Source organism: Methanosarcina barkeri str. Wiesmoor, assembly GCF_000969985.1.
Classification (GTDB): Archaea; Halobacteriota; Methanosarcinia; order Methanosarcinales; family Methanosarcinaceae; genus Methanosarcina; species Methanosarcina barkeri_B.
This window is the reverse complement of sequence record NZ_CP009526.1, coordinates 2501053-2526004: the sequence shown is the minus strand read 5'-3', so window position 1 is coordinate 2526004 and position 24952 is coordinate 2501053. Positions and strand designations below refer to the sequence as shown.

Below are 24952 nucleotides of genomic sequence, written 5' to 3'. Positions count from 1 at the left end.
AAGATCTTACCAGCAAATGTTTAGCAGATTTCTTTATTGAGTACTCTTTAAGACATTCCAGTGTAATTGCTACATATATTTCATTGATTACCTGAAGAAACGTTATTTGCCAGAGGCATGTAATCTATGCTTCCGGTTGTCTGGTTAACAACATAAGGAGTGTCTCCTATACCGTTTCCGTCAGCATCTGTTCCATTATAATCTTTCCACTTATTGCCTGCTGAACTGCTGTTCCAGGAATTTGTTCCTTCATCTACGGCATTGATGAAGTTGAAGAATTTATTGAGAGAAATCATATTTCCGGTGGACCCTCTAAGGTACATTCCAAGACCATTCATGTACAGGCTGTTATTAGTCAAAGTATTAGATTCTGCCATATCTTCAAGGACTATTCCATAACTGTTTCTTGAAATGGAGTTGTATCCAAGCGTGTTAGTTTTTGAAGTAGCAAGGAGGACTCCTATATCATTTGATTCTGCAGTGTTATTCATGAGAGTATTGTTAGTAGAATTATCCAGAAGGATTCCCTCGTCATTTGTCTCTACCAGGTTGTTTGACAACTTGTTTTCGTTTGATCTAGAAAGAATGATTCCTGTAGATCCAAGACCTATCCGATTGTTGTCAAGGAAATTGCCTTGAGAATTGTTGAGGCCAATGCCAACATCATTCAACATCAGGGTATTGTTACTTAAGGAGCAGTTTTGCACACCTTCAAGGTAAAGCCCGACTTCCTGATAAGCATTAATTCCTGAAGGACCTCCCATAATATGGAAACCGGTTATTTTCACGTTATTTGAGTTAATACTGAAGACGTCATTTGTCGGAACTGCGCCTATTACATAGGTACGGTTCAGCCTGTCGCCCGAAACATCAGTTTTCGAGATAATTGCAATTTCTTTATTCACGTTTACATTTTCTATGTATATACCAGGGCTTACAACAATTGTATCCCCGTTCTGTGAATTATTGACAGCTTCTTGAATCGAAGTATAATTTTCTCCCCCTTTAACGCCTACGGTAAGAACCGCAGCACTTACCTGAGTAGCTGTTGCACCCAGCACAAGAAGAAAGATTATGCAGATGTTTTGGATTGATTTTCTTTTCATGAACTAAATACTCCCCTTAATTCTAAACTATATATACAGAAAGACAATTACTGTTTTTATAATAACTCGTATGAATAATAATCTCAGATAATAAAATGATTTTGAAACATGTTTTCTGAAAAATAAGCCTGAACTTATTTTTATTTGTATATTCAATAGATCCACATGACGTTGAAAATTGGATACAATCTAAAAAATATCAAATTATGAGTCCAGCCTGATTGTCTGAGGAAAAATAGAGGTCATGAAAAGGAATTCAAGATAGATATAAGAAATTAACATAGAGTATAAAGGGGCAAATTCGTAAAATTGAAGAAATTGGATTAAAAAAGAAATTCAGAAAAATAAAAGGAAAGAAAAATACGGAAATATAGGAAAATAAAATTGAAATATATATCAGAAATTTTTAGAAATCCTAAAAATGTTCCGAAACTCTTATAATTTTTAGAAATCCTAAAAATTTCTTAAAAAGATATAAGAATTCTCAGAAGTTCTCAGTAATATAATCCACCATAGACTCAAAAACCCGCAGGCCATCGTCTGAGCCCAGAATTGACTCGGAGGCTCTTTCTGGATGGGGCATGAGACCGAAGATATTCCTCGAAGTGTTTACAATTCCTGCGATATTTTCTAGAGAACCATTAGGATTAGCTTCATCCGTTACTTTTCCGTTTTCATCCACATAGCGGAAGACAACCTGCTCATTTTCATCAAGCTCGGCCAGGGTTTTCTCTTCGGCATAGAACTGACCTTCCATATGGGCAATGGGCATTCTGATAACCTCTCCTTTCCTGAACTTCGAGGTGAAAGGTGTATCAACGGTCTCTACCCTGAGGTTCGTCCAGTGGCATCGGAATTTCGGGTACTCGTTAGTTGTCAGAGCACCCTCAAGCACCCGGGCTTCGGTAAGAATCTGGAAGCCATTGCAGATTCCAAGTACCGGCTTACCTTCGGCTGCGAGTTTTTTTACTGAGTTCATTATTGGAGTGCGGGCTGCAATTGCTCCTGCCCTGAGATAGTCTCCGTAGGAGAAGCCTCCGGGAACGACGACTCCGTCAAAACCTGTCAGATCTTCCTGTTTGTACCAGACAGTCTCGGCGTCCACACCCACAACGTCTTTAAGGACATGCAGGACGTCCTGGTCGCAGTTTGTGCCTCCGAACTGAAGTATGGCAATTTTCATTTTTTTCCCTCAATTTTCAAGCTTTGGCTTTTTCTTATGCCTCAATCGCTTATCCACACGCCTCAGTTAAGTTCCTTGAGATCGATTGTATAATTATGGATAATTGGGTTTGCAATAAGTTTCTGGCACATCTCGTCAACTTTCTGGTTTGCAATCTCGACAGATTCGGCCTCAAGTACGATTTCATACAGCTTTGCGGTCTTTACGTTACTTACCTGGTAGCCAAGTTGTCCGAGAGCCCTTTTTGCGGTAGTGCCTTCAGGGTCAAGCATACCTGCTTTCTGTTCAATTCTAACTGTTGCCTGGTACTGCATTTATAAGCCTCAATTTTAAATTTTGAAATTAACTGAATGTCCCCGCTTTTCGTGACTCGAATGCGGGATTAAATAAGATAGGTAAATAATTCTCAGTTTGCACCATACTAATTATAAAGTATTTGATTTATTTTTTGGCAAGAATTATAGTGTTAGGTTTCCCTAATGTGCCTTTTGTTTATTTTTGGGCGTTAGCTGATTTTTATCGCCTTACCAGCGCCGATTTCAAGGGAAATAAGGATAAAACATATTTAATCTTATGGGTTTCAGTTTGTTTTGGCTGCCTGCTAGCTGGATGAAAAAAATAAAAATTTTGGTTAAGCCCTGAATGCTTATAGGCTCATAATTATTCAGGGCATAGTTAGCGTCGCTCCTTTGAGCGCCGCGAGAATACTCTCTAAAGCAGGTAAACCACTCTTTCTTATTGTGGAAATATATGCTTTAATTCTGCAGAAAGCTTCTGCTCCCTATTTAATTCTGAAAGTTACTGATATTTTCTGCTGTAGTTTCATCATCCTGACATCTCTTTCTGTCTGATTATTCTCAAACGGAATTTTCAAGTCTGTCAGGAATCTCAGAATCTTTTTTATGTCCTATAAATCTATCAAGCAGATTCCTTGCTTTGGTTTTTGGATGCTTACCACGTTTTCCTTGTTTTTCAGGATTTAGAGAAGGTGGATTTTCTTCAATGCATTTCGCGATTACAGCATTGAACCTTTTTTCTAATGCTTCACTTGTTCAAAATTCAGATCTGTGACCTGCTCTTTATACCCATCGGTATACTTTTTCATTTCAGATAACAGCTCATTCATATCTTTTGAATTATAAAATATTATAATAATGTTATAAATAGTTCCGGAACTGGAAAAGTAAAAATTACTGAGAACAACGAAAACTGAGTAAAAAATAATTTGTAAGCAAGATCTACGAAAATAAGGACTGAAATTTTTCGGTTCGGTAAAAAGACATAATCTATAAGGATTTCTTCTCCTCAAAATCTCGTCTGATTGGCGAGTTTGGTCCTACTAGAGTGAAAATAGAATAGTCCCCTCTTAATTTCTTCATTCAGAGAAGGCTTGCAATTCCTTCCTTTCATTAATACCGTAATTTACAGTTACCCCTACTAAAAGTACAGCTAAAGAACAGTACTTTTGGACAGAACTCCTTGTATATCTGTGTAAATTCTCCATAGAGTATGCTTTCTTCACTATTTTGAATACATCTTCTATGATTGACCTTACAGATCTGAGTTCTTTCCATTTGCTTATTAACTCTTTAAACTTTGCAATTATTTCTTTGTAGAATTTAATTTCTTTTTCAGTATTTCTTCTTAAATCAAATATTTTCAGAGGATATCTAAACATATTGAAAAGTTTCTTAAAATTACAGTTTTTCCTTGGAAAAATTAAAGGTACTACCTTAAAATTTCTTACAGATATAACGTAGTTTTCATAGGAATAGTACTCTCTATCAGCATAGATAACGTCACCTGCTTTTATTATTCTCTTTCTTTTAAGTTCTTTAAGTATTTCAGGATAAATTTTAGGTTCTGCTACATTTGCTTCATTAATCAGAAACGCTAAAGGTTTTAATGTTTGAGAATCAAGTGCAAGAGTAAGTTTCATACCAATGAAGAAACCTCTATGGGTTGAATGGCCCCACTTGTATTCTTTGTTTTTTAGGCTTTCTTTGGTAATCTTTTTAGCGTGCCAGTTCAGGTTAAGGTTTATGTCAGTACTATCAATAATAATGTCTCTTGATCCATTTTTTCTCTTAGGGCATAAATCATTCAATATTTCAAAAACAAAAGCAGTAAACTCTTGGGGTTCATACTTACTAAGAATGCCATAAACTTCCTTTTCAGTTGGTACTAAACTGATTTTTAAAAAGTTTCTCAAGCTTTCTCTTTCTTTTAATTCCTTTATAGCATAAGAGATTTCACAAGAAAAAAACATGCTTAGAAGAACAATTTTTATAGTAGGTACTGATCTGTGGAGGGGCACAATGCCCCTCCTTGTAAGAGTTTGCTTACAGAATCTCAAATCAAAAACATTTAATATTTCGGACAACAATTGCCATTTGAAATCTTCATTTAGTGGTATAAGTGGAGGTTTCGTAATAATCACCAGAGAAGGATTGAAAATCCTTCTCAATAAAATTTACGATTTTTTATGACATTAATTAAAATTCAGACGAAAAATTGAATGTACTTTTTTGAGGGGAACTACTAATAACCTTAATTAATGGAACAAAGAAGTAATAACCTCTAGTTTGAGAGTGAGTTTAAGAGGACCCTATAATTTTTAATGATATAATTAACAAAAAAGAAATCTGAATCAAAAAAATATGTACTTAAAGAAAGAAGATAAAAATATTGTATTTGATTGGTAATTCATAACCGGGTTTAGAAAAACAGTTTTTGAGTTTTGGGATCATAATCAGTTTATTAATGAGCCTATCCCATAACTCAAAACTTCTTTTTCAAATATGGGATTAAGAATAATCAATGAGTTTCTGATCACGGGAAATAGTTCTGAAATTCTTATCAATTTTGAGTATAAAACTGGTTTTGGGATGAACTCAATAATTAGCCAATTAATAATCAGTTCATTAATAAGCTATGAGTGTTGCATATCCCTTTCGGCAGATATTTTGTATTACCAAGTGAACTTTTCAATATATTTACCATATAGAAAAACAAGTCCAAAACGCATACTATTCCAAAACACATACTATTTTTTAATTTTTTACATTAGTACCATTCACCAGGTGGATACGCAATCGTGATTATAGATTCTAAACACGTTTTCTTTGAGAATTTAATATTATTATATTTATATTAATATCTACAGGCAGATAGACGAAACAAGCTCAATAAATAGATTAGCAAAAATGAGTTGTCTGCCAGAACCACGATACGTATCTGCCGAAAATAGGATACACATTATACTCAGGGAATTCAAAAATTCAGCCTTGAAGTGGTCAGCGCTGGATTTTACTTTTAAATTTTAAAACAAGAACTTAACGCGAGAATAACTTAAAGCGAGAAAGTCACTTTGCCGGTCAAAATAAATCTGATGCTCAACAAACGGACATGGAAGAGGTAATAATTTGCGGCTCTTACCAATCAAAGATTGGGGCTTGAGCAGGGTGGGTGAAGCCTTGTAGAGGTCACAGCTGGTCAGCAAGTAATCTTTTAACGGCTATACCGGAAAAAGTGCAAATGCTCGTGAGAGGAGGAAATTTAATATGGAAAATATTCAGAAATTGAAAGAAATGCCTGTTAATGAACTGTTGCAGGAGTTAAGAGCCCGTGAATCAAAGGCCAGAGAAACTACTCCTACAGGACTGGCAGAGCCGAGTGAAAGTCTTCAGGAATTTGACGACGCAACTATGACAAAAGTTCTTAAAGAAAAACAGAAAGTAATTTATGGCGTTGATGACCGGGTGGACGTATGCAATCTTCCATTTGGGCCGGATAGGAATGACGCGGACAGTGTAGTCGCCCTTTTCCGAGCTTCAAAAGTGACTGACAATGGGGACGGTACCTCTTCGCTACAAATCAATAATTTTGGGACAGCTAAAAACCTGTGCCCTGGAGAGCGCTTCAGGAACCAGCCAACTGGAGCTTTCTGTTCCGGGTTTCTCGTTGCACCGGACATTATCGCCACGGCAGGACACTGTGTGAATACTGGCAACGTAACAAATATTTGTTTCGTTTTTGGATTCAGGATGCGCGATACAGATAATGCGGAAACTGCCATTAACAATACTGAAATCTACCGTGGTGCAGAGCTCATAGGTCGGCAGGAGATAGGAAATGGACCGGATTGGGCACTTGTACGCATCGACCGACCAGTGAATAATCACAATGTTGTCCGGATTAGGCGGAATGGAAAAATAAATGAGACTCAAGCCTTGCATGTGATAGGGCATCCTAGCGGCTTGCCTACAAAATTTGCGGGTGGAGCCTCAGTTCGCGATAACCAGCCAGATGCATTTTTTATAGCAAATCTGGATACTTATGGAGGCAACTCAGGATCACCGGTTTTTAACAGCAAGACTCACGAGGTTGAAGGCATTCTTGTTCGGGGTGACACCGATTTCGTCAGGCAGGGCACCTGCAATGTGTCCCTTGTATGTCCAAGTACCGGATGCCGAGGGGAGGACTGTACACGGACTACTGAATTTCAGCAGCTTATTCCTGAACCTTCATTCCTCCGTGAACAACCAATACCGCGTTAAGAAAAGTACCTCAGCTGACGTGTCAGCCAGATTATCAGATTATTCTGACAGGCAAATGATAAGGATTCTTGCTTTCAGTCCTGAAGTCAGATTGACACTGGGTTCAACCTTTCACTCAGGAGAATTACACAGCCCGGCGTCAATTTCTATAGCTGCAACCATAGTCGTGTTAGCTTATATTGTCAAATGAAGATATCGCTAAATGAGCAACGTCGTCAAATGAAGAGTATCGCTAAATGAACAGTATCGTCAAATGAACAGAAGCGTACAAGATGTCACTCTTAACTGCTGATTTTCAGGTTTTTGAAAAAAAATTGTCTTCGGTAATTGACAGTGCTAGGTCTCTTGAAGAAATCGAGGCCTGGATCAGGTCACAACAGGGTGTAGAGTCCGTACAACTGGCTGATTATCTCATGAAATCCAATCCGCCGCAACGCGAGTTTTTCGTAGAATTCTGCATGCAGGATGGTTCAAAGATCAAGAAAGTTATCAATATCTTTGAACTGGGTAACCAGCAATTTAAATTTCATGAGCTGCGTGATGAGTAACAACTACTTCAATGTGGCGGATTACCTGATAGCTTTGAAATAAACAAACTTTTTGAAAGAAATAATTTCACTTTGGGAAGTAGTGGAGCATATCGATTTAGTTGAAAAATTCTGAAAAAATATCAAATGAATATACTGATTCTTTGGCAAAAATGCCAAAGAATCTGTTTTTCAAGATCATTGCAACTTTTTGAGGCAGTTAGCAGAGAAAATTGTAGGTTTAAGGAAGCAAAAATAAGAAAAATCACTAGATTATGGAATCGTATCTCGCTAGAAAGTTCAAACAAAATTCTGCATATTTTTACCCATCTATATAATTAAGGGATACGTTCAAAACTGTCTCATTCATTTCAAGCTCATTTTTTATTTAAATTTAAGCCCTCTCTGGAATCCAATTCATAGATTCATTCCCAAAATGAAGTTCATACCAGACGAATTTTTTAATCTGAAGATTATTTTTATCCAGCATTTCAAGAAAGCTTTTATTCTCAATAGCTTGTTCGGATAAAGAAATTATGTAATAGTTTTTCTTTTTTTTATCAGGAGCAGATTTAAATTTATCTCTTATAACGATATTTTCATTGTTTTCTACTTTTATGTAGTATTTTTCTACTTTTATGTAGTATTTTTCTACTTTTATGTAGTATTTATCTACTATGTCTTCCACATCATAATCCGGTATATGCACATTCAAGTTGCAATTTTCAAGAATGGCTTTAACTTCCGGTTCAGTAGTTCCATTTTCAAATTCGACATCTAAGCCACCTACTTTAGTTTCTTGAGTTTGCTTTATCATATTAACTGAAGTTTTTATGCATAGTCCCAATAATATTATGATAATCAGAAAAAAGATAAAAACTTTCACGGAAGGCAATCCCGAAAAATTCACTAAGAAATTAAAATCAACGGTGTACAACGACGTACAACGGTATATATATAATTTGTTAAACAAATATGCATTTTGAAATTGAGTTTCTTAGTTGAGGTTTTCTCAGGAAAAAAGCACTTACCGGAGAAAAAAATTAATGAAAATGCACTGCACTTATAAATTAAAGAGAAAAATATATTAACGATTAATTTTCAAGTTTTATAGAAAACATTAGTATATTTCAGTTTTTAGTGTAAAGCTTTCTTTATTGCAAAGTTTCTCTAAGCTTATAAAATTTTTATATATTTACAAGCCTGCAGGCAGCCGGTCAAGGTGCATAATATGGAAAACAATCTACTCAATCTGATTTTTCTCTCTGAAAAAAGAAAGAATGTACTACTTCTTCTGCTTGAAGGGCCAAAGGATATTGAAACAATTAAAAAAGCCCTTAATGCCAGTGCAACCTCAGTCCAGCCCCAGGTAAAAAAGCTCAAAGAGCAGCACCTGGTAGTCCAGGAAAAAAACCTCTATAAACTGAGCGAGATAGGCAGAGTTGTGGTTGAGAAGATGAAGCCTCTTGTGGACACGCTTGCCATTCTCAAAGAGAACACAAATTACTGGACAGAAAGGGAAGTGAACGAGATTCCGCCTTTTCTCCTGCGAAGAATTAACGAGCTTGGGCACTGCACTATAATCGAACCTCAAGTAGACTATATGTTTGAGATGATACCGGAATACGTCCAAAATGTCCGGACGGCAAAAGAGCTAAAGGTTGCAATTTCATATTTCCACCCACTTTTCCCTTCTTTTTACCTGGAAATTGCCGAAAAAGGAATCCCCATATCGCTGGTACTTCACGAGGCCATCCTGAAAAGATGGATTGAAGATTACAGAGAACAGACTGAACAATACCTTAAAAAGGAAAACGCTAAGCTTTTTGTCTGCAAGGATTGTGAAAGGATACCTGCTATTGTAGTAGCGGATAATTTCATGGCAATGGCTCTTTTCCCGAAAAGCACGGTCTTTGACCGAAAATATATGATCTGTTTTGAGACAGGAGCTCGGGCCTGGGGAAAAGAGCTATACGACTACTATGAGCAGCGCTCCAAACAAATTAAGAATATAGACAATTAAACCCATGCGTAATATCGACAATCGCATCCAATGCATAATATTAATAATTATACCTGTGTCCCCTGACCGAATAAAATCGGGATTTTTAAAACCAACCTGTAAGTCCATATGTTCCAAAGAACTATTCTCCAGAGAACTATGCTCCAGAGAACTATTCAGAGAAACATGCTCCAGAGAAATAGCGGTGTTTCTATTCCTTCCAGCCGCCTTTCAGAGATATTCCTCAAAACCTACTTTACCCTTTGAATAGGCTTCGTGCCAGCCTGAAGGTACGGGCATTTTTTCATAAAGTTTTTTTCTCTGAGCTTCAAGAAGGTCCGGAGCCTTTCCCATAAATTCTGCAGCACAGAGTACCCGGCTTTCAACCTTTCCAGCCAATTCTTTTAACCAGCTGTATCCTTCAAAAGACCTGAGTAGATGATGGTCCAGAATCAGGGTATCCACATGCCTGGCCAGAAGGAGGGCATTTTCTGAAGCCTCTTTTCCTGCTTCAGGGACGCGGTGTGAAAGATAAAGAGGAGGACCTGAGGCAAAAACAATTGTAGGTTCCCAGGCGAGCACTTTGAGGACTGTTTCTCTGTCCAGAAGCTGGATGTCAGAACCATAGACAAAAACCTCATCTCCCTCGCAGATCCGGGTCATCATTACAGTACCGAAGCCTTTTTCCCTGGCTCCATGAGGGACAGGAGAAGAAAACTCCATATTGACAGACTTCACGCCTTCCGAAGCCGGGAGAGAGAAACCCAGAAAATCCGAAAGTTCACGCCTCCTCTTTGAAGAAAGGCCTGAAATTTTTTCTGGGCCTTTACACCAGAAATTTATCCCGCCAAGTGAAGGTAGAACTTCCATTGGGAGCTGATAAGGATCTTCAGCCCTCATTGGCATGTGGTCACCGTGAAAATGGCTGATAACGACATCTGTAGCCTGCTCAAATGCAGAAAGAACTTTATCTCTTATCCTGAAAGCAGCTGCAACCTCTATTGGGTGAGGAAGAAGGCCTGAACGTAAGCGTGCAAGTGCGACTCCGGGATCGATCAGTATCGTTCTATCGTCCGTCTTTACAACGCAGGCAAGGGATCTTGCCCCAAAAGACTCACACCCAAGTATTTCGATCTTCACATTTTACTCCTTTACCCAAGTATTTCAATCTTCACATTTTACTCCTTTCCAGAAAGGTATTCTCTGGAAAACATCTGTACGGTCAGAACAAAGTAGGAAAGCAAGAGGGGACCTATAACGATTCCTAACAGTCCGAAAAGGGATACTCCTATAACAACCCCAAGCAGGGACAGAAATGGATGGATTTCTCCAACTCTTTTCTGGATAATTGGCCTGAGGAAATTGTCAATAACACTTATAAAAATCCCAGCTGCAAGTATAGCGATCGCTGCAGTATAGTCCTTCTGGAAAAACTGGACAATAGTTGCAGGAACCCAAATAAAAGGCGCTCCGACAACAGGTAAAAAGGATAGAATTGCTGCGATGAAGCCCCAGAGGAAAGCTCCCTGGATATTAAAGATAACAAATACTATAGTCAGAATTCCACCCTGGACAAGAGCAACTGCCCCGCTGGCGATAAGAGTCGTCCGAACAATTTTTCGGAATTCATCCAGAAGAGTGGCTGTATTTTCTTCATTGAAAGGAACTGCAACAGAGACCTGGCGCATAAAATCTGAATCTTCTTCAGTAAAGAGGTAGTAAAGCAGAAAGTACATTATCAATAGCCCGATGGACTGATGGCTTAGATTCTGGATTGACTCCACAATGAATAGACTTGTGTAATTAACGGCCTGTGAAGCAAGTTCCATTGCTTTTTCTTCAATTTTGGCCTGGAATATATTTATAGGAATATTCAGCCTTAGGAGAGAATCAGTTAAAAAGTGACCTCCAGCCTCAATAGACGCGAGAATGGATGCCTGATTAACTAAAAGCTGTTCGATTTCGTCGATGATTGTATTCAAAAGAAAGTAAAGAGGAACTAGTACAACAAAGATAGAAATTATTATTATAAGTAAGGCTGCGAATTGCTTCCGAATCTTTAGTCTTCTTATGAGAAAATGGTATAAAGGACGAAATATAATAAAAAGGATCAAAGCCCCAAAAATATAATTTAAATAAGGAAGTGTAGCATAAGTAATAAGCACAGTCAGAACAGCAATTATGAGAAGGGCCAGAGCCATCTTTACAGCTTTTTTCATCAAACCTAATTAGCTTTCTATTATTAAAATATAAGTATGACTGTTTCAAATCAACCGTTGCGCCGGTTGATCACGCCGGGTAGGGTTTGGGGATAAGGACCTCAAATTCAAATGTTGCTGGGATTTTCGGTCAAGCCTTTTTTGAAAAGGGTTGCGGTCAAACTTTATTTGAAAAGGGTTGCAGTCAAGCTTTTTTTTGAAAAGGGTTGTGTTAAAAGTCTGTTATCAGGGTTTGATTTTCATCCCTTTCGCGAAGTTTGGTGACTTCTATGCCTACTAGCCTGAGTTTTTGCTTTCCTATGAATTCGGAGAGAAGCTGCATGGCTGTTCTTTTGATCACAAAGATGTCCGAAGTCCAGATTGAGATAGTTTTTGAGCGTGTATAAGTAGAGAAATCCTCGAAACGCACGGTGAGGACTACGGTTTTGAAAAGAAGCTTGTTTTTGAGGAGAGAACTATGCACACTTTCAGCAAGCAGGTCAAGAGACCCGGTGATTTTTACAGGGTCACTGGTGTCTTCAGCAAAGGTTCCATGCCTGCTAATTGATTTTACACTTTCTTTTTCCCGAACCTCCCCAAAATCAAGCCCGTTTGCCAGTTGCTTCATGCGGAACCCCATTTTACCGAACTTTCCAGAAAGCAACTGTACATCAAAGTTTGCAAGTTCTTCTACTCTGTTTAAGCCCATTGATTTCAGCGTCTCAGCCGTTTTGTCCCCTATTCCTGGAATTTTTGAAACCGGCAGCGGAAATAGAAATTTCCTTACATCTTCAGGACTGACGACGGTAAGCCCATCAGGCTTCTGGAAACCAGACGCGACTTTTGCGATTAATTTGTTTGGCCCGATTCCAACTGAACAGGTAATTCCTTCCTGTTCCTTTACTTTATCCTTGATACTGAGGGCATAAAGGGCAGCTTCTTCAAAATTCGTGATTTCGGGTCCTGGTACAAGATAGGCTTCATCCACGCTGACCTGCTGAAACCTGTCTGCAAATCCCTTCAAAAGTTCCATTATTTTTGTCGAAACGCCCGCGTAGAGTTTCATGTTTACAGGCAAAAAAACCGCATCAGGACAGAGTTTGTAAGCCTGTGAGATGGGCATTGCCGAGTGAATACCGTATTTCCGCGCTTCGTACGAGCAAGTGCTTACAACTCCCCTTCCTGAACCTCCTTTCGGGTCAGAGCCCACAACTACAGGCAGCCCTTTCAGTTCCGGCCTTTCCCTTACCTCAACTGATGCAAAGAAACTGTCCGTATCTGCGTGGAAGGTAATTCGCCTTTCAGGAGGATTTATTTTCGAACTGGAGATAGGCATTACTCTCAGATTGGAAAAAATATAAAAAAGGTTTGAGGAAGTAGAGTGAAAGTATTAATTTGTTCAAACCTTGGAAGATAGATTCAGTAACATAAATCGCTAAAATATTCCCATAAACATTATCAAAAAGATGCTTTAAAATTGTATCAGTGCCTTCTGATTTATCAAGGACTTCAAGCCTGTTTTATGAAGTAGGAATATAAAACGTAAGGAGAAGGATTGCAAAGAGATAAGCTTCGTATACTATTTTTCGTTTATGAAATGAAGGTTAGAATTATTCTCTTCACATTTCCTCGCTCCATGCTCTTCTAAATTCGAGTATTCATTTTGAATTTCTATGCTTTAAAAAAACAAAAACAATGATAATAACAAAGATAAGAGTAACACCAATGATAAGTAGCGTTAGTACAGGTTTAGTAGGACGAGATTTCGCAATGTCTTTTTCATTGCCTTCCAGTAAATTGTCTTCTGTTATATTATCATTGGATTTGTCAATATAGAACCCAATGTAATTATTTTTGATCTGGTTCTTACTGTAGGTATTATTATCTTTGCATTCACATGTATCAATACCATACCATTCGTTAAAATTTATCTTGTTGGAGTAGAGTTTATTGCCAGAGGCACTCTGTAAGCAAACTCCCTCGGAGTTTTCTGATATTTCATTGCCTTCGACGGTATTATTGGTTGAATTTTTCAGAAAGACGCCAAAATTGTTTTTTTCTGCATCATTGCCAGTAAGTATGTTGTTGCTAGAATTTACAAGTGAGAATCCGCAGTTCCAATTCGAATAAACAGAATTATTTTTCATTTCGTTATAATTTGACTCACTGAGAGTAATTCCTGAAAATTCACTTGAATTTACGCTGTTATTGAGAAGAAGGTTACTACTTGAATTTACAAGAAAGATTCCGTCAATTTTGTTTTGAGTTGCACGGTTGTTTTTTAAAATATTTTTGCTACAATTGTTCAGACTAATTCCAGAGAATTCATTTAAATTTAAGGTATTATTTTCTATGATGTTATCTTTTGAATCATAGAGAAAGATGCCTGAATCTTTATTAGAGTTTGCAATATTGTTGTGAATTCTGCATCCGCTGGCCGAGTCCAGCCAGATTCCTTCATTATTATTCAGGAGTTTATTATCAGTAGCTGTCGAGTTATCGCAGCCATAAAATGATATGCCGGCATATGGAGAACTCGAACCAGTTATAGTGAAACCACTTATATTTACAGAATCTGCAGTTACATTAAAAACATGATCTTTCGGGTTGGAAGATTCAATAATGGTATATTCAGGAATTCCGGAAACCGATTTAAGGATTAAAGATTTTGTGATAACAAGATTTTCAATATAAGTACCTGAAGAAACCAGGATAGTATCCCCTTCGGAAGCAGAGTCAATAGCCTTCTGTATTGATGTATAGTCAGCTTCCTCGCTGTTGCTTACAGTCAAGGTAGCAGCGGTAGTAGACCCTAAAGCCAGGAACAGAGCAAAAAAGAATAGAACAACTTTAATACCGATTTTTATGTTACATACTGTAGCCTTCATTTAAAACCACCAATAAGCAAGCAGTTTTTTCAAATTAATTTATTTTAAATCCCAAAATATTATTTACATTGGTTATAATATGTTTTCAAGAAGCATAAACCCTTCTAAACAATAATTTGTTCAGGATAAATTAAGATATACAGGACTATATAAGATAGAAATTTGTAATCAAATGTGAAAATCTGAGATTTTAATACCAACTTAACAACAGTTTGTGGATTATATCATTGGTGTCATGTCAACGATAAAATGTCGTATAAAATCGATTGCAAGTATTTGTGATCGGGGAATCCTTGAGGATTGCTGCGATACTAACTGCGATTCCTAAGTAGGTCCATAAAAATTGAATTTTGAATAGATCCAATGATCATGGACTTTTCCAGGAAATAAGGAATCGATTTTGGAATCGAAGCGCTAGTATCAATTCATGCTGCTAACAACAGATACCACTGGAAATAAAGTTTTAGAAAAGTTATATCAACCCTCAGATTCTTATAATTTCTTAAAAATTCGTATTTATCCCCGAATATTTGTTTATATATTCAATCTAATCTAAGTGAGTCCGGACTTAACTTAGAGACTTAACTTAAGTAAAAAGCTGGAAAGAAATAAAGTTATATTTTTTTAAAATGTATAGCTATGTAGGATAAGAAACATGAATCCGGATATAATTGAAACCTGGGCCATAAAAATTGCAGAGGTTGCGGCTCCAGATGAACTGGATTTTGCTCCGCTAATGACAGAAGCTTTCATCAGTGGTGGAAAGGAACGAGAAAGCCTTTTCTCCCAGAAGAAGGAGTGCGTGCTTGGAGGCTTTGGAATCACAGAGATTATGACTGTGTTTCCCCTTATTCTGCAAAGTATAGCAAATTCCTCTCAGTTACTTACTCAAATTCTCTCCCCTGTATCCGCTATAAAGGACATACAGAGTATACTAAATGAAATAAAAAATAAGAAGGAAACAGTATCTTTGAATCAGTCCAGAACGGAAGCTTTACCTGAGGAATTCTGTGCAGGTTTAAAGACTTTACTGGAAACATTTACAGACGAAATATGTAAATCAGGACTTCCTAAAAAAGAATCAGAAGTAATTGCATATCGCACCTTAATGAGATTGCTTGACAATCCTTCAAGTTCGATTCTTTTCGTAAATATATTATCAAAGCCTGAGAAGGCGAAGTCTTAAATGAAGAAAGAAACCTTACAAAAGAACTGTACACTGCCATCCTGGTTATGGTTTTGGTTAGTTTTCTACCTGTTTACTTTTCCTATCCAGGTAAAGTATTGGAAATGGTATTCCAGGGATCTGTTTTCTTTTCTTGGGCCGCTGCCACTTGCAAATATCCCGGAACTTCTGCCTTCATTAGCTTTGTTTTTTGGAATTATTACTATATCTTTCCCTCAGATTCGCGCGAGATGGTTGGAAAAGAAATTCGACCTTGTTAAGATCGACTCTGTTTCTCCAGACAAGCTTAAAAGTGTAAAGCAAGTGACCTCTGAAATTGAAGATTTTCTGAAAATCCATGCCCAAAACTTACAGATTAAAGTCAATTTTAACCGTTTTGACCAGAATGCTTTTTTATACGCTTCAGGATACCGTAAGGCATCCATAGCTATATTCGCAGGTTTTTTGAGGCTATGGAAATTAGACCGAAAAGCTGCAGAATCTGTTCTATTACATGAAATTGGTCACTATCGAAATGGAGATGCTTTAGTTATAGGCGCAGGAAGCGCTTTTGAATGGGTTCTTAAGAATTGCTTGACCATTGCTGTACTTTTTTTCTTAGTCCCTACTGTTCTGGTTCTGACTACTCAGGGAATTACTTCTTTCTATGACAGTGTTTATCAAGAATTTACTTTTTTAGATGTAATGATAGATGCTGGAATGTCCTCGAAGGAGGCTATTATTCACATTCTGAATTTTTTAGTTTCAATAATCGTATTTGAGCTTAAAAATTTACTTCTATATTTGCCTATTTTGCTGTTTACTACACTATGGTTATTGTTATGGACAATTAATGCTTTTATTCCCCCTATTGCCGGAATCTGGTGTGCAGAACTCAATGCAGACAGATTTATGGCAGGAGCATCAGTCTCTCCAGATGCTCCGGAAAAAGCTTTAGACAGGCTTTATGATGAAGTGTCTATGGTCCGTTGGCTCCTGTCACAGGTTTCCCACCCTCCAAAATGGTTTAGGAAATGGATGGTGAATGATACTAACAAATCAAAAAGTAGGGTAGTACTCCTTTTACTGTTCCCACTTGCTTATTTTTTAACAATAGTGGAGCTCTTGATCCGAAATTTCATCGCATATATTCCGGGATTAAGCGGGTTTGATGATATCTTTGACTCATTAGCCGCTAGTATAGGGGCATATTTACGGACAACTTCTCTAGTATGGCTCTTTAGTGCTGTCTTTATTTTACTCTGGCCTACTATTGCAGTCTATTGGGTAAGATTTTTTGCAGGAGAAGTTGAACTTTCTAATCGGGATAATTATAAGCAATATGTTTTGAGTGCAGGAATTGTATTTTGTTTTTTTCTTCTCGGATATTTCATATGAGTGCTGTTCTCTTCCAGATACTTCAATGAGCGCTGCTCTATATGTCGCTGAGGTCTCCAGGGTGATCCGCTATGATGACATCGAAGCAAGGCTTGATCCGCCTGAACCTGTTGTGGTGAACGATAGTTTCTCATCTGACCGTGCTCACGGCTGGAAATACATCAAAATCGGATCTGACGGAAAGCTGTATGTGCCTGTAGGAATGCCGTGCAATGTCTGTAATAAAGAGGGAGAGGACGAGCGGTACGGAAACAATCATGAGAATGGAACCCAATGGGAGCCAGCTTGAGATTTTTGCAAAGGGGTCAGGATGATACAGATAATGAAGAAAAAACCAGACATAGATTTCTCTAAGATTCAGATAACGAAGAGAAACCAAACATAGATTTCTCTAAAGATTTTTCTTCTCCTTTTTCTCTTTCTTTATGTTACCTCTTTTCATAATCCGACATTTCATCTTTTTTGAATTAAATATAGTCTAAAATTGATTTGGTGAATACATAGTTCATTACATGAAAAACAATATTCTGAATAAAATTCCCGTGAAGGGTGGGGGGTCACAGTTCACCCAACAAGTCATAACCGGAAAATTCAAAAAATAGTGTCAATCAATTGTGAATATCCTCTCAAGTTGAGAATTTCACAATTGGCTGCTCGGGTGTGTTTTTTGGGTGGGTCGAATCAGCTACTGGTATTACTTTTACTATACTCTAACCACACTCCGTTAAAACACTTTCAATATTATTTCAATTTGTTATTCGTCAAATTTCGCTTAAAACGAAATCGTAAAAATAGAAAAAAGTGGGCTGGCCGATGCGAATTATGGCTTCCTAATAAATAGGATTCGAAATCGGCTAGACAGTTCACAGGATTTTTTGTTTGGTTTTGTTTGGTCTTGATACTTTGGGTCGGCCCACAATACCGATATGTCCACGCAAACATATAACTCTTTCTGTTTTAGTCGCTTCTTCAACTGTTAAATCTTGTTAAGCAACCTATAAAGAGTCCTTATATGCCTGTTTTCATTCCATTTTTCTATTGTTTTCATATTTTTTCAATTCATCGTGAAATTCGTTTTCTATGAAAACGTCTAATATAATCGTTTTTTCATATTCATAAGATTTTTTTTGTATGCAGTATCGTTTTTCAGTCCTTGAAAATGCCAATGATACTTATCTTCAAAACCGTCACCCGGTTCAAAACGTTCATTTCGCCTGCTATAATATCCATAATCTCTTATTCCATGGATGTTCTCTCGTCCATGGATTTATCTGAGTTGTCAAACTTCGCTCTTAAGCTTTTGAATCGTCTTGTTTTCTAAATTTGATTTTTGACTAGCGGTTCTATTGGTATGTTGATTCTCGATGTGGAAACATCGGTGTAAAAATTCTTGAAAAAAGATGCGATACCTGCAATTTTTAGGCTCTTTGTGTTCGGTACGATTTTTACCTTCTTTAAAAACGCTACGTATCTTAGGAATTCTTAAAGAATTCGACGTTCATTCATTAGTCTGCCCGCTTTGATATCTTCTATGGCTTCTTTTATCAGTTGAGGAGGTTTTTTATTTGCAAAATTACAATATTCATTTAACGCATAAATATAATTTCCTGTTGTCCGATTCCGATTGTATTTTCCTATCTACAACTACACTTTCGGGTCTGGTTTTATATGGACAACAATTCCTTTGAACCTCCCACATGTTCAGAACCTCCCACGTCTTCATTATGTCACCACATATGATAAACTTGTGTAATTTGTATGTCTTTTCATCTTTATTCCCTAATTTCAAACGGGGGGAGCTTAATTAAAAAAGATCAGGAGAATTTAGAGCAGATTATTTCAGAAGAAGTTGAATCTTCGAAGAACGAGGCAATTAATCAAAGGGATGCTTATCCTGAAAAAACTGAAAAAAATATTATCGGACAGCCTTTTCCGGAAATCACATCAAAATCACTTGCAGGTAACGTCGTAACTTTTCCAGGGGCTTTGGAGGGAAGGGTGATACTCATCTGTATTGCTTTTGTGCGTAGTGCCCAGGATATGATTGATTCTTGGACTCGGCCTTTTGAAAGGAAATTTGGAAAAGACAGCAGGTTTGCAGTCTATGAAATTCCGATGATAAACAAAGCCTGGAAGATCGTCTCCTGGGCAATCGACTCAGGTATGAGAAGTGGGATTCCAGTAGAAAAACATGGCAACGTAGTTACTTTTTATGGAGATTACTCCGGCTATCAGAAAACTCTTGGAATGGATGATACAAACCTTGCCTATGTCTTTTTGCTAGACCCGAAGGGAATTATCCGCTGGAAAGGGCAAGGGTATTCTAGACCTGAGACTGAAATTGAACTTTTTGAGATTGCAGAAATTCTCATATGATAGAATCTCAAAAAATAGTAGGGAAATAATAGAATCTCAAAAAATAGTAGGGAAATGATAGAATCTCAAAAAATAGTAGGGAAATGATAGAATCTCAAAAAATGGTGGGGAAATGAAGGGAACAAGAGTAATACTTGGTTTTTTTGCAATCATTGCACTTATCTTTGTAGCTTATGCGGTTCTCAGAACCATACCACTTAATGATTGCGGAGATAACGGGACAGGACTTAACTGTATCGAGCTTCCACCCGGTTTTTCCATTGATTATTATGCTGAGAATATTGAGGGTGCAAGGTCAATGGCGCTTAGCCCTAATGGCACTATCTTTGTCGGAAGCCGGGATACAGGGAAAGTTTATGCAGTTCTTGACCGGAACAATGATAGTAAAGCCGACGAGGTTCTTGTGCTTGCTGAGGGCCTAGACATGCCAAACGGGGTGGCGTTCAGGAACGGTTCGCTATATGTCGCTGAGGTCTCCAGGGTGATCCGCTATGATGACATCGAAGCAAGGCTTGAAAATCCGCCTGAACCTATTGTAGTGAACGATAATTTCCCGTCCGATCGCTCACACGGCTGGAAATATATCAAATTCGGGCCTGACGGAAAGCTGTATGTGCCTGTAGGAATGCCGTGCAATGTTTGTAATAAGGAGGGAGAGGACGAAAGGTACGGAACAATCATGAGAATGGAACCTGATGGAAGCCAGCTTGAGATTTTTGCAAAGGGTGTCAGGAACAGTGTCGGGTTTGACTGGAATCCCAGGACCGGAGAATTATGGTTTACTGACAACGGAAGGGACTGGCTTGGAGATGATGAGCCTCCGGATGAACTTAATAGGGCGCCTGTAAAGGGAATGCATTTCGGTTTTCCTTATTGCCACGGTGGAGATATTCCAGATCCTGAATACGGGAAACTCAGGAACTGCTCAGAATTCACACCTCCTGAAATGAAGCTGGGGCCTCATGTGGCTGCCCTTGGAATGACTTTTTACACAGGTACAATGTTTCCTGAAGAGTACAGAAACCAGATCTTCATTGCAGAACACGGCTCCTGGAACAGAAAAATTCCAATTGGATACCGGGTTTCTCTTGTCAGGCTGGAGAACGGAAAGCCTGTAAGTTACGAACCTTTTGCTAATGGCTGGCTTCAGGGACTTGCGGCCTGGGGAAGGCCTGTGGATGTTCTTGTGATGCCTGATGGGGCACTGCTTGTTTCGGATGACAAAAATAATGCAATCTACAGGATCAGCTACAGCTGATCCAATTCCATTATATGGTAATCGTAATCTGGTAAATGTATTTATTTTTATACTTGCATATACGTAAACAGGGGGAATAACAAGTTGTTATCCAAAATACCTATAGATCTTAAAAGCATATCTGAAGAAGACATTGATAAAGAGGTTCTCAGAGCTGCAATTGTCGCCGAGCTTGATGCTGTAAACCTTTACGAACAGATGGCAAACTTAACAAAAGATGCGAATATAAAAGCCGTGCTTATGGATGTGGCAAAAGAAGAAAAAACGCACATAGGAGAGTTTCAGGCTCTTTTACTTAAGTTTGACTCTCAACAGAAAAAGGAACTCGAGGCCGGAGCTAAAGAGGTGGAAGAGATATCGTCAAAGTAACTGCGTCCTCAAAGTCTAAATGTATCTCTAAATATATCTCCAAATATATCTCCGAATCAATTTATCTGGATCCCTCAAGGCCTCGAATTTCCCTGAAAACTTTCAGGGAAACCAAATTTTTAAACTTAATTTTATAGTCAGGTTCTTCTAAGGTTCTTCTGCAAATTATACCTTAATTACAACAGGTTACCGGCAATGAATTCTTCAGTCATACGATATACTTCATTATCGGGATATTGTTCAGTGGGTGTTTCATAAAATACGCCGAGAGTGTATAAAGGACCTCAACATTTCTTCTGTCAAGAGCTAGTTTCATGGCAACTTAATTATGATACATTTAGGAGTTACGCAGTTGGTGTCTCACAGATCTTTTTTACTAACTCTAAAAATATCCGAATTAATTTAACATGTATTGAGGATTCCTCAAATATTCCGTCACTGCCACTCGTTCAATTTTCATAGTATTTTCAAACCAGGATATTCCACTTTTGATTCTGAGCCTATCCCAGAAGCCATTTCGTTCTTAATCATCAAGAATTTTCAGGATTGTTTTCATGATCAGAAACTTGATTGATTGTTTGGAATACAGGATTCAGAGAAGCAATTTTGAGTTTTGGGATTAGCTCTCTTTATAATTCCAGTCTAAGAAAAGCTCTTAATGAGAACATTATATGTGCTCTTTGTGACTCTTCCTTTCTTGCCTGAAATTTTTCGACACCACAGAATTGCTTTATTCCTCTGTGATATTCCTCAATTTTCCATGACTTCTTTGCCAACTTCTCAAGTTTTGATTCATCCATATGGTTCATCCATATCCTGCACATCTGTAACCCAGTTTTGCGTGTCTCCAGTTTTCCAACCGCGAGAAAAACCATCGTCTATTGAGATAGGTTTTGAGAGTGCTTTCCTTAATTCAGAAAGTTGCTCTGCAGTTAAATAGGACTTTACTCCTCTACCAGGTTTACATTTAAGGCTAGACAAACCTTCTTCTTCAGCTCTTTTCATCCAACAATGAACTGTTGAACAATGAACTGAAAAATCTTCAGCAACTTTAGCTGGACTCAAATCATTTTTAACCAACAATAATGCTTGAAGTATTAACTTCTCATTTTTGTCACAGGAATGACATATAGCTGTGGCAATATCAGAAGCAGTAAACATCTCTAAACTCATAACTAAAGTAATATAAATAAATCAAATATATATGTGTAGATACATTGCATTATATATACAGTGGCTATAAGTATGAGATCTCTTTTAAAGAAATAGTTTAATGGCTATAAAAGATTCTTTATTTAAAGTCTAGAAGAGACTCTTTTACATTTAGCATTAGATATAACATTTATTCAATGAATTTAAATAATATTAAAGCTTTATTTTATAAATGGGGGAAAGAAAAACAATTTTTCGAGATAGTGGACGAAATAAATAGTTTTACGTAATGGTAGAAAGGCTACTTTAGCAAAATGATAGACGAAAAAGCGCTTAAGAACTGTTTGTAAATTGAATTATCACCATTATGTTCCTTTTATGATCCGAAATCTCGTCCTGCAAAACTTTGAGCTTTGACTCTGGTTAACTTTTATTCAATAGTTACTAAGAAAACTCAGACAAAACTAAAAATCTTATGTAAATAAGGCTATGGAAAAATTCAAAAAAAGTTTCCCAAAATCTGAATGTATGATCTAAAAGCTACATCTTGCTGTCATGTATAGTTACTCGAGTTAGGGTGAAAGCATGAGACTAACAAAATCTATTTGCCCAGAATGCAAAAGAGTAATTGAAGCTTCGATCTTTGAGGAAAATGAGAAAATAATAATGGAAAAAGAATGTCCTGATCATGGGAGTTTCAGGGATGTCTACTGGTCAGATGCTGAACTCTACAAGAAGTTCGAAAAGTATTCATATACAGGAGCAGGGGTTTCAAACTTCCAGAGTTACAGTCCCTTAAACTGCCCTTTTGGTTGCGGGATCTGCCAGCATCATGAATCTGGAACTTTGCTTGCAAACATAGATGTTACTAATAGATGCAACCTTAGATGCCCTGTATGTTTTGCAAATGCAAAAGTAAAAGGCTTCGTTTTCGAACCAAGCTTCGAAGAAATCCGAAAGATGATGGAAACACTCAGAAACGAGAAACCTGTTCCCTGCTCTGCAATTCAGTTTTCAGGTGGAGAGCCAACAGTAAGAGATGACCTTCCAGAGATTATTGAACTGGCCCAGGAGCTTGGGTTTGCACATATCCAGCTTGCAAGCAACGGGGTTCGCCTTGCTAATAGCCCTGAATACTGCAAAAGGTTAAGAGACGCTACATTGCGTACTATTTACCTGGCTTTTGACGGGATCACTCCAGAGCCTTATTTCGAAACTCGGGGCTTTAACGCTCTGCCTTCGAAGAAAAAAGCTATTGAAAATTGTAGACGTTTCGGGCCTGAAAGTATTGTACTTGTCCCAACTCTTGCAAAAGGTGTAAATGATTCTCAAGTAGGAGGGATCATCCGTTATGCAGCCGAAAATCTTGATATTATAAAAGGAGTGAACTTCCAGCCGATTGCGTTTACAGGAAGAATAGATCAGTCTCAAAGAGAACAGAGGAGAATCACCATACCTGATGTCATAAAGCTTGCGGAAGAACAGACTAATGGAGAGATTCCCCGTAATGCCTGGTATCCGGTATCCTTTGTGGTTCCTATGAGCCGTTTTCTGTCAGCTATGAGAAAAGTTCCTATTCCGGAGTTGACAGTTCACCAACATTGCGGTGCTGGAACTTATGTTTTCTTTGAAGAAGGTCACTTTATCCCAATTACAAATTTTCTTGACGTAGAAGGTTTTGTTGAATTCCTGAAGGAAGCAACTTCTGAGATGAATGGAAAAATTAGCAGAGTTCTAACCCTTGCAAAGATCATCAAGCAAGTGCCAAGGTATATTGACGAGAAGAAAGGACCAAAGTCGATAAATGTAGTCCAGATGATCCTCGGTGTCCTTAAAAAAGGTGACATGGAAAATACATCACGTTTTCACAGAAATACACTATTCCTCGGAACAATGCATTTTCAGGATTTATACAATATAGATCTCGAAAGAGTCAAAAAATGCGGAGTACATTATGCCTTACCAGACGGTAGAATAATTCCTTTCTGCGCATATAACAACTTTCATAGAGACTCCGTCGAATCAAAGTTCTCGGTGCCTTATATACAGGAGCACGAATCTGAACAAGAATAACAGATTTAGGAAAATCAAAAAATATTTTGAAATATCAAGATACAGTTCCAAATATCAAAATATATCTAAAGATATCAAAAGATATTTGAAACATCAAAATATATTTTGAAACATCAAAATACTTTCGTAATTTTCGGCAATGAAATGATTGTTACTGAGATTGCTGAATGAACTACCTTGCCCTAAAACTCTCACCTGACGGCTCAAGTTTTTGAGGGATAAACAACTTCTTGCTTCATTCCCCTGACTTCTGTCAACAAGTCCACAAGTCCTTCCTCGCGTTCAATGAGTGCAAGTTTTTTGATATTAATAGCGGTATTTACATCACGGGAGTGCAAAGCATTACATTCGGGACAAAGCCATTACTTTATATTTTCAGTAAGATTTGGATGTTTGTATCCACTAATATTGCAATTTTTTGATGATGACAACCATTGATTAATTTTAATGAAACCATATTAAGATTTACAGAAACTATAGCGGTAGAAAGTTGGGAAGTTGACGGCTCTCATTCTCCACCTATCACTTTCAGGCTTTCATTGGAAAGTGGCGAGGAATAAGTCTTCCAGCCTTCTTTGATAATAAGACTACTTCTTTTACCTCTCTAATGCTTATTCTAAAACTCAGAGCTTATCCTAAGTCGTTAAGAGCGTGTTTTAATTTAGAATTGGTTTATAATATCTAGCATCATCATATAT

The 24952-nt window shown here is 37.6% G+C and carries 20 protein-coding genes and 2 pseudogenes; 10 read left to right on the top strand and 12 right to left on the bottom strand.

The features are described 5' to 3' along the window. Window positions 1-80: 80 nt before the first annotated feature. From MSBRW_RS10490 to MSBRW_RS10475, 5 genes and pseudogenes are all read right to left on the bottom strand, one after another. Window positions 81-1106, bottom strand: a complete 1026-nt coding sequence (locus tag MSBRW_RS10490) for a right-handed parallel beta-helix repeat-containing protein (RefSeq protein WP_011307698.1) — start codon at window positions 1104-1106, stop codon at window positions 81-83. 484 nt (window positions 1107-1590) lie between these two features. Continuing rightward, window positions 1591-2289 carry a phosphoribosylformylglycinamidine synthase I gene (gene purQ / locus MSBRW_RS10485; RefSeq protein WP_011307699.1) on the bottom strand — a complete coding sequence of 233 codons (699 nt, stop codon included), beginning with the start codon at window positions 2287-2289 and terminating at the stop codon, window positions 1591-1593. Window positions 2290-2351: 62 nt separating this feature from the next. Then, complete coding sequence (purS, locus tag MSBRW_RS10480) at window positions 2352-2603, bottom strand: phosphoribosylformylglycinamidine synthase subunit PurS (protein ID WP_011307700.1); 252 nt, start codon at window positions 2601-2603, stop codon at window positions 2352-2354. A gap of 350 nt (window positions 2604-2953) precedes the next feature. Continuing rightward, window positions 2954-3424 (bottom strand): annotated as a pseudogene (locus MSBRW_RS21200) (IS66 family transposase); the annotation flags it as partial. A gap of 240 nt (window positions 3425-3664) precedes the next feature. Further along, the gene (locus MSBRW_RS10475) at window positions 3665-4729 is read right to left on the bottom strand and encodes an IS5-like element ISMba15 family transposase (RefSeq protein WP_011307701.1); all 1065 of its coding nucleotides are present in this window, start codon (window positions 4727-4729) and stop codon (window positions 3665-3667) included. Between the two features lie 1123 nt (window positions 4730-5852). On the opposite strand from MSBRW_RS10475, the gene MSBRW_RS10470 reads away from it, so the two are divergent. Both MSBRW_RS10470 and MSBRW_RS10465 read left to right on the top strand, forming a co-directional pair. Further along, window positions 5853-6848: a trypsin-like serine peptidase gene (locus MSBRW_RS10470; RefSeq protein WP_011307702.1), complete on the top strand. Its 996-nt coding sequence runs from the start codon at window positions 5853-5855 to the stop codon at window positions 6846-6848. 272 nt (window positions 6849-7120) lie between these two features. Then, the gene (locus MSBRW_RS10465) at window positions 7121-7396 is read left to right on the top strand and encodes a hypothetical protein (protein ID WP_011307703.1); all 276 of its coding nucleotides are present in this window, start codon (window positions 7121-7123) and stop codon (window positions 7394-7396) included. A gap of 373 nt (window positions 7397-7769) precedes the next feature. On the opposite strand, the gene MSBRW_RS10460 is transcribed toward MSBRW_RS10465, so the two are convergent. Beyond that, window positions 7770-8192, bottom strand: a complete 423-nt coding sequence (locus tag MSBRW_RS10460; RefSeq protein WP_230669684.1) for a UPF0228 family protein — start codon at window positions 8190-8192, stop codon at window positions 7770-7772. 414 nt (window positions 8193-8606) lie between these two features. Here MSBRW_RS10460 and MSBRW_RS10455 point away from each other — a divergent pair, with 414 nt between their 5' ends. Then, window positions 8607-9398, top strand: coding sequence for a helix-turn-helix transcriptional regulator (locus tag MSBRW_RS10455; RefSeq protein WP_011307705.1), 792 nt, complete (start codon window positions 8607-8609; stop codon window positions 9396-9398). A gap of 210 nt (window positions 9399-9608) precedes the next feature. On the opposite strand, the gene MSBRW_RS10450 is transcribed toward MSBRW_RS10455, so the two are convergent. The 4 genes from MSBRW_RS10450 to MSBRW_RS10435 form a co-directional block, all read right to left on the bottom strand. Further along, window positions 9609-10517, bottom strand: coding sequence for an MBL fold metallo-hydrolase (locus tag MSBRW_RS10450; protein ID WP_011307706.1), 909 nt, complete (start codon window positions 10515-10517; stop codon window positions 9609-9611). Window positions 10518-10555: 38 nt separating this feature from the next. Next, entirely contained in the window at window positions 10556-11596 is a 1041-nt protein-coding gene (locus MSBRW_RS10445; RefSeq protein WP_011307707.1) for an AI-2E family transporter, read from the bottom strand. Window positions 11597-11807: 211 nt separating this feature from the next. Continuing rightward, entirely contained in the window at window positions 11808-12911 is a 1104-nt protein-coding gene (dinB, locus tag MSBRW_RS10440; RefSeq protein ID WP_011307708.1) for a DNA polymerase IV, read from the bottom strand. A 322-nt stretch (window positions 12912-13233) separates the two neighbouring features. Continuing rightward, a complete protein-coding gene (locus MSBRW_RS10435) occupies window positions 13234-14463 on the bottom strand; it encodes a right-handed parallel beta-helix repeat-containing protein (RefSeq protein WP_011307709.1) in 1230 nt (409 codons plus the stop codon). Between the two features lie 655 nt (window positions 14464-15118). Here MSBRW_RS10435 and MSBRW_RS10430 point away from each other — a divergent pair. From MSBRW_RS10430 to MSBRW_RS10405, 6 genes are all read left to right on the top strand, one after another. Next, window positions 15119-15649, top strand: coding sequence for a hypothetical protein (locus tag MSBRW_RS10430; protein ID WP_011307710.1), 531 nt, complete (start codon window positions 15119-15121; stop codon window positions 15647-15649). Next, window positions 15650-17026, top strand: coding sequence for a M48 family metalloprotease (locus MSBRW_RS10425; RefSeq protein ID WP_011307711.1), 1377 nt, complete (start codon window positions 15650-15652; stop codon window positions 17024-17026). A 25-nt stretch (window positions 17027-17051) separates the two neighbouring features. Continuing rightward, entirely contained in the window at window positions 17052-17315 is a 264-nt protein-coding gene (locus MSBRW_RS10420) for a hypothetical protein (RefSeq protein WP_011307712.1), read from the top strand. 1469 nt (window positions 17316-18784) lie between these two features. Then, window positions 18785-19402, top strand: a complete 618-nt coding sequence (locus tag MSBRW_RS21190; RefSeq protein WP_011307713.1) for a hypothetical protein — start codon at window positions 18785-18787, stop codon at window positions 19400-19402. Between the two features lie 112 nt (window positions 19403-19514). Beyond that, window positions 19515-20660 (top strand): PQQ-dependent sugar dehydrogenase, encoded by a 1146-nt coding sequence (locus tag MSBRW_RS10410; RefSeq protein ID WP_011307714.1) that lies wholly within the window; start codon window positions 19515-19517, stop codon window positions 20658-20660. An 84-nt stretch (window positions 20661-20744) separates the two neighbouring features. Continuing rightward, entirely contained in the window at window positions 20745-21029 is a 285-nt protein-coding gene (locus MSBRW_RS10405; RefSeq protein ID WP_011307715.1) for a ferritin family protein, read from the top strand. Between the two features lie 632 nt (window positions 21030-21661). Here MSBRW_RS10405 and MSBRW_RS24460 read toward each other — a convergent pair. After that, window positions 21662-22202, bottom strand: a pseudogene (locus MSBRW_RS24460) (helix-turn-helix domain-containing protein); the annotation flags it as partial. A 564-nt stretch (window positions 22203-22766) separates the two neighbouring features. On the opposite strand from MSBRW_RS24460, the gene tes reads away from it, so the two are divergent. Continuing rightward, window positions 22767-24254, top strand: coding sequence for a tetraether lipid synthase Tes (gene tes / locus MSBRW_RS10390; protein ID WP_011307717.1), 1488 nt, complete (start codon window positions 22767-22769; stop codon window positions 24252-24254). Between the two features lie 203 nt (window positions 24255-24457). On the opposite strand, the gene MSBRW_RS23880 is transcribed toward tes, so the two are convergent. Further along, window positions 24458-24592, bottom strand: coding sequence for a hypothetical protein (locus MSBRW_RS23880; RefSeq protein ID WP_268990253.1), 135 nt, complete (start codon window positions 24590-24592; stop codon window positions 24458-24460). Window positions 24593-24952: the final 360 nt, after the last annotated feature.

What these genes read in the sequence shown, in the direction of transcription:
- MSBRW_RS10490 (WP_011307698.1), bottom strand. Translation starts at nt 1,106, where the DNA reads ATGAAAAGAAAATCAATCCAAAACATCTGCATAATCTTTCTTCTTGTG.
- purQ (WP_011307699.1), bottom strand. Translation starts at nt 2,289, where the DNA reads ATGAAAATTGCCATACTTCAGTTCGGAGGCACAAACTGCGACCAGGAC.
- purS (WP_011307700.1), bottom strand. Translation starts at nt 2,603, where the DNA reads ATGCAGTACCAGGCAACAGTTAGAATTGAACAGAAAGCAGGTATGCTT.
- MSBRW_RS10470 (WP_011307702.1), top strand. Translation starts at nt 5,853, where the DNA reads ATGGAAAATATTCAGAAATTGAAAGAAATGCCTGTTAATGAACTGTTG.
- MSBRW_RS10465 (WP_011307703.1), top strand. Translation starts at nt 7,121, where the DNA reads ATGTCACTCTTAACTGCTGATTTTCAGGTTTTTGAAAAAAAATTGTCT.
- MSBRW_RS10460 (WP_230669684.1), bottom strand. Translation starts at nt 8,192, where the DNA reads ATGATAAAGCAAACTCAAGAAACTAAAGTAGGTGGCTTAGATGTCGAA.
- MSBRW_RS10455 (WP_011307705.1), top strand. Translation starts at nt 8,607, where the DNA reads ATGGAAAACAATCTACTCAATCTGATTTTTCTCTCTGAAAAAAGAAAG.
- MSBRW_RS10445 (WP_011307707.1), bottom strand. Translation starts at nt 11,596, where the DNA reads ATGAAAAAAGCTGTAAAGATGGCTCTGGCCCTTCTCATAATTGCTGTT.
- dinB (WP_011307708.1), bottom strand. Translation starts at nt 12,911, where the DNA reads ATGCCTATCTCCAGTTCGAAAATAAATCCTCCTGAAAGGCGAATTACC.
- MSBRW_RS10435 (WP_011307709.1), bottom strand. Translation starts at nt 14,463, where the DNA reads ATGAAGGCTACAGTATGTAACATAAAAATCGGTATTAAAGTTGTTCTA.
- MSBRW_RS10430 (WP_011307710.1), top strand. Translation starts at nt 15,119, where the DNA reads ATGAATCCGGATATAATTGAAACCTGGGCCATAAAAATTGCAGAGGTT.
- MSBRW_RS10425 (WP_011307711.1), top strand. Translation starts at nt 15,650, where the DNA reads ATGAAGAAAGAAACCTTACAAAAGAACTGTACACTGCCATCCTGGTTA.
- MSBRW_RS10420 (WP_011307712.1), top strand. Translation starts at nt 17,052, where the DNA reads ATGAGCGCTGCTCTATATGTCGCTGAGGTCTCCAGGGTGATCCGCTAT.
- MSBRW_RS21190 (WP_011307713.1), top strand. Translation starts at nt 18,785, where the DNA reads ATGTCTTTTCATCTTTATTCCCTAATTTCAAACGGGGGGAGCTTAATT.
- MSBRW_RS10410 (WP_011307714.1), top strand. Translation starts at nt 19,515, where the DNA reads ATGAAGGGAACAAGAGTAATACTTGGTTTTTTTGCAATCATTGCACTT.
- tes (WP_011307717.1), top strand. Translation starts at nt 22,767, where the DNA reads ATGAGACTAACAAAATCTATTTGCCCAGAATGCAAAAGAGTAATTGAA.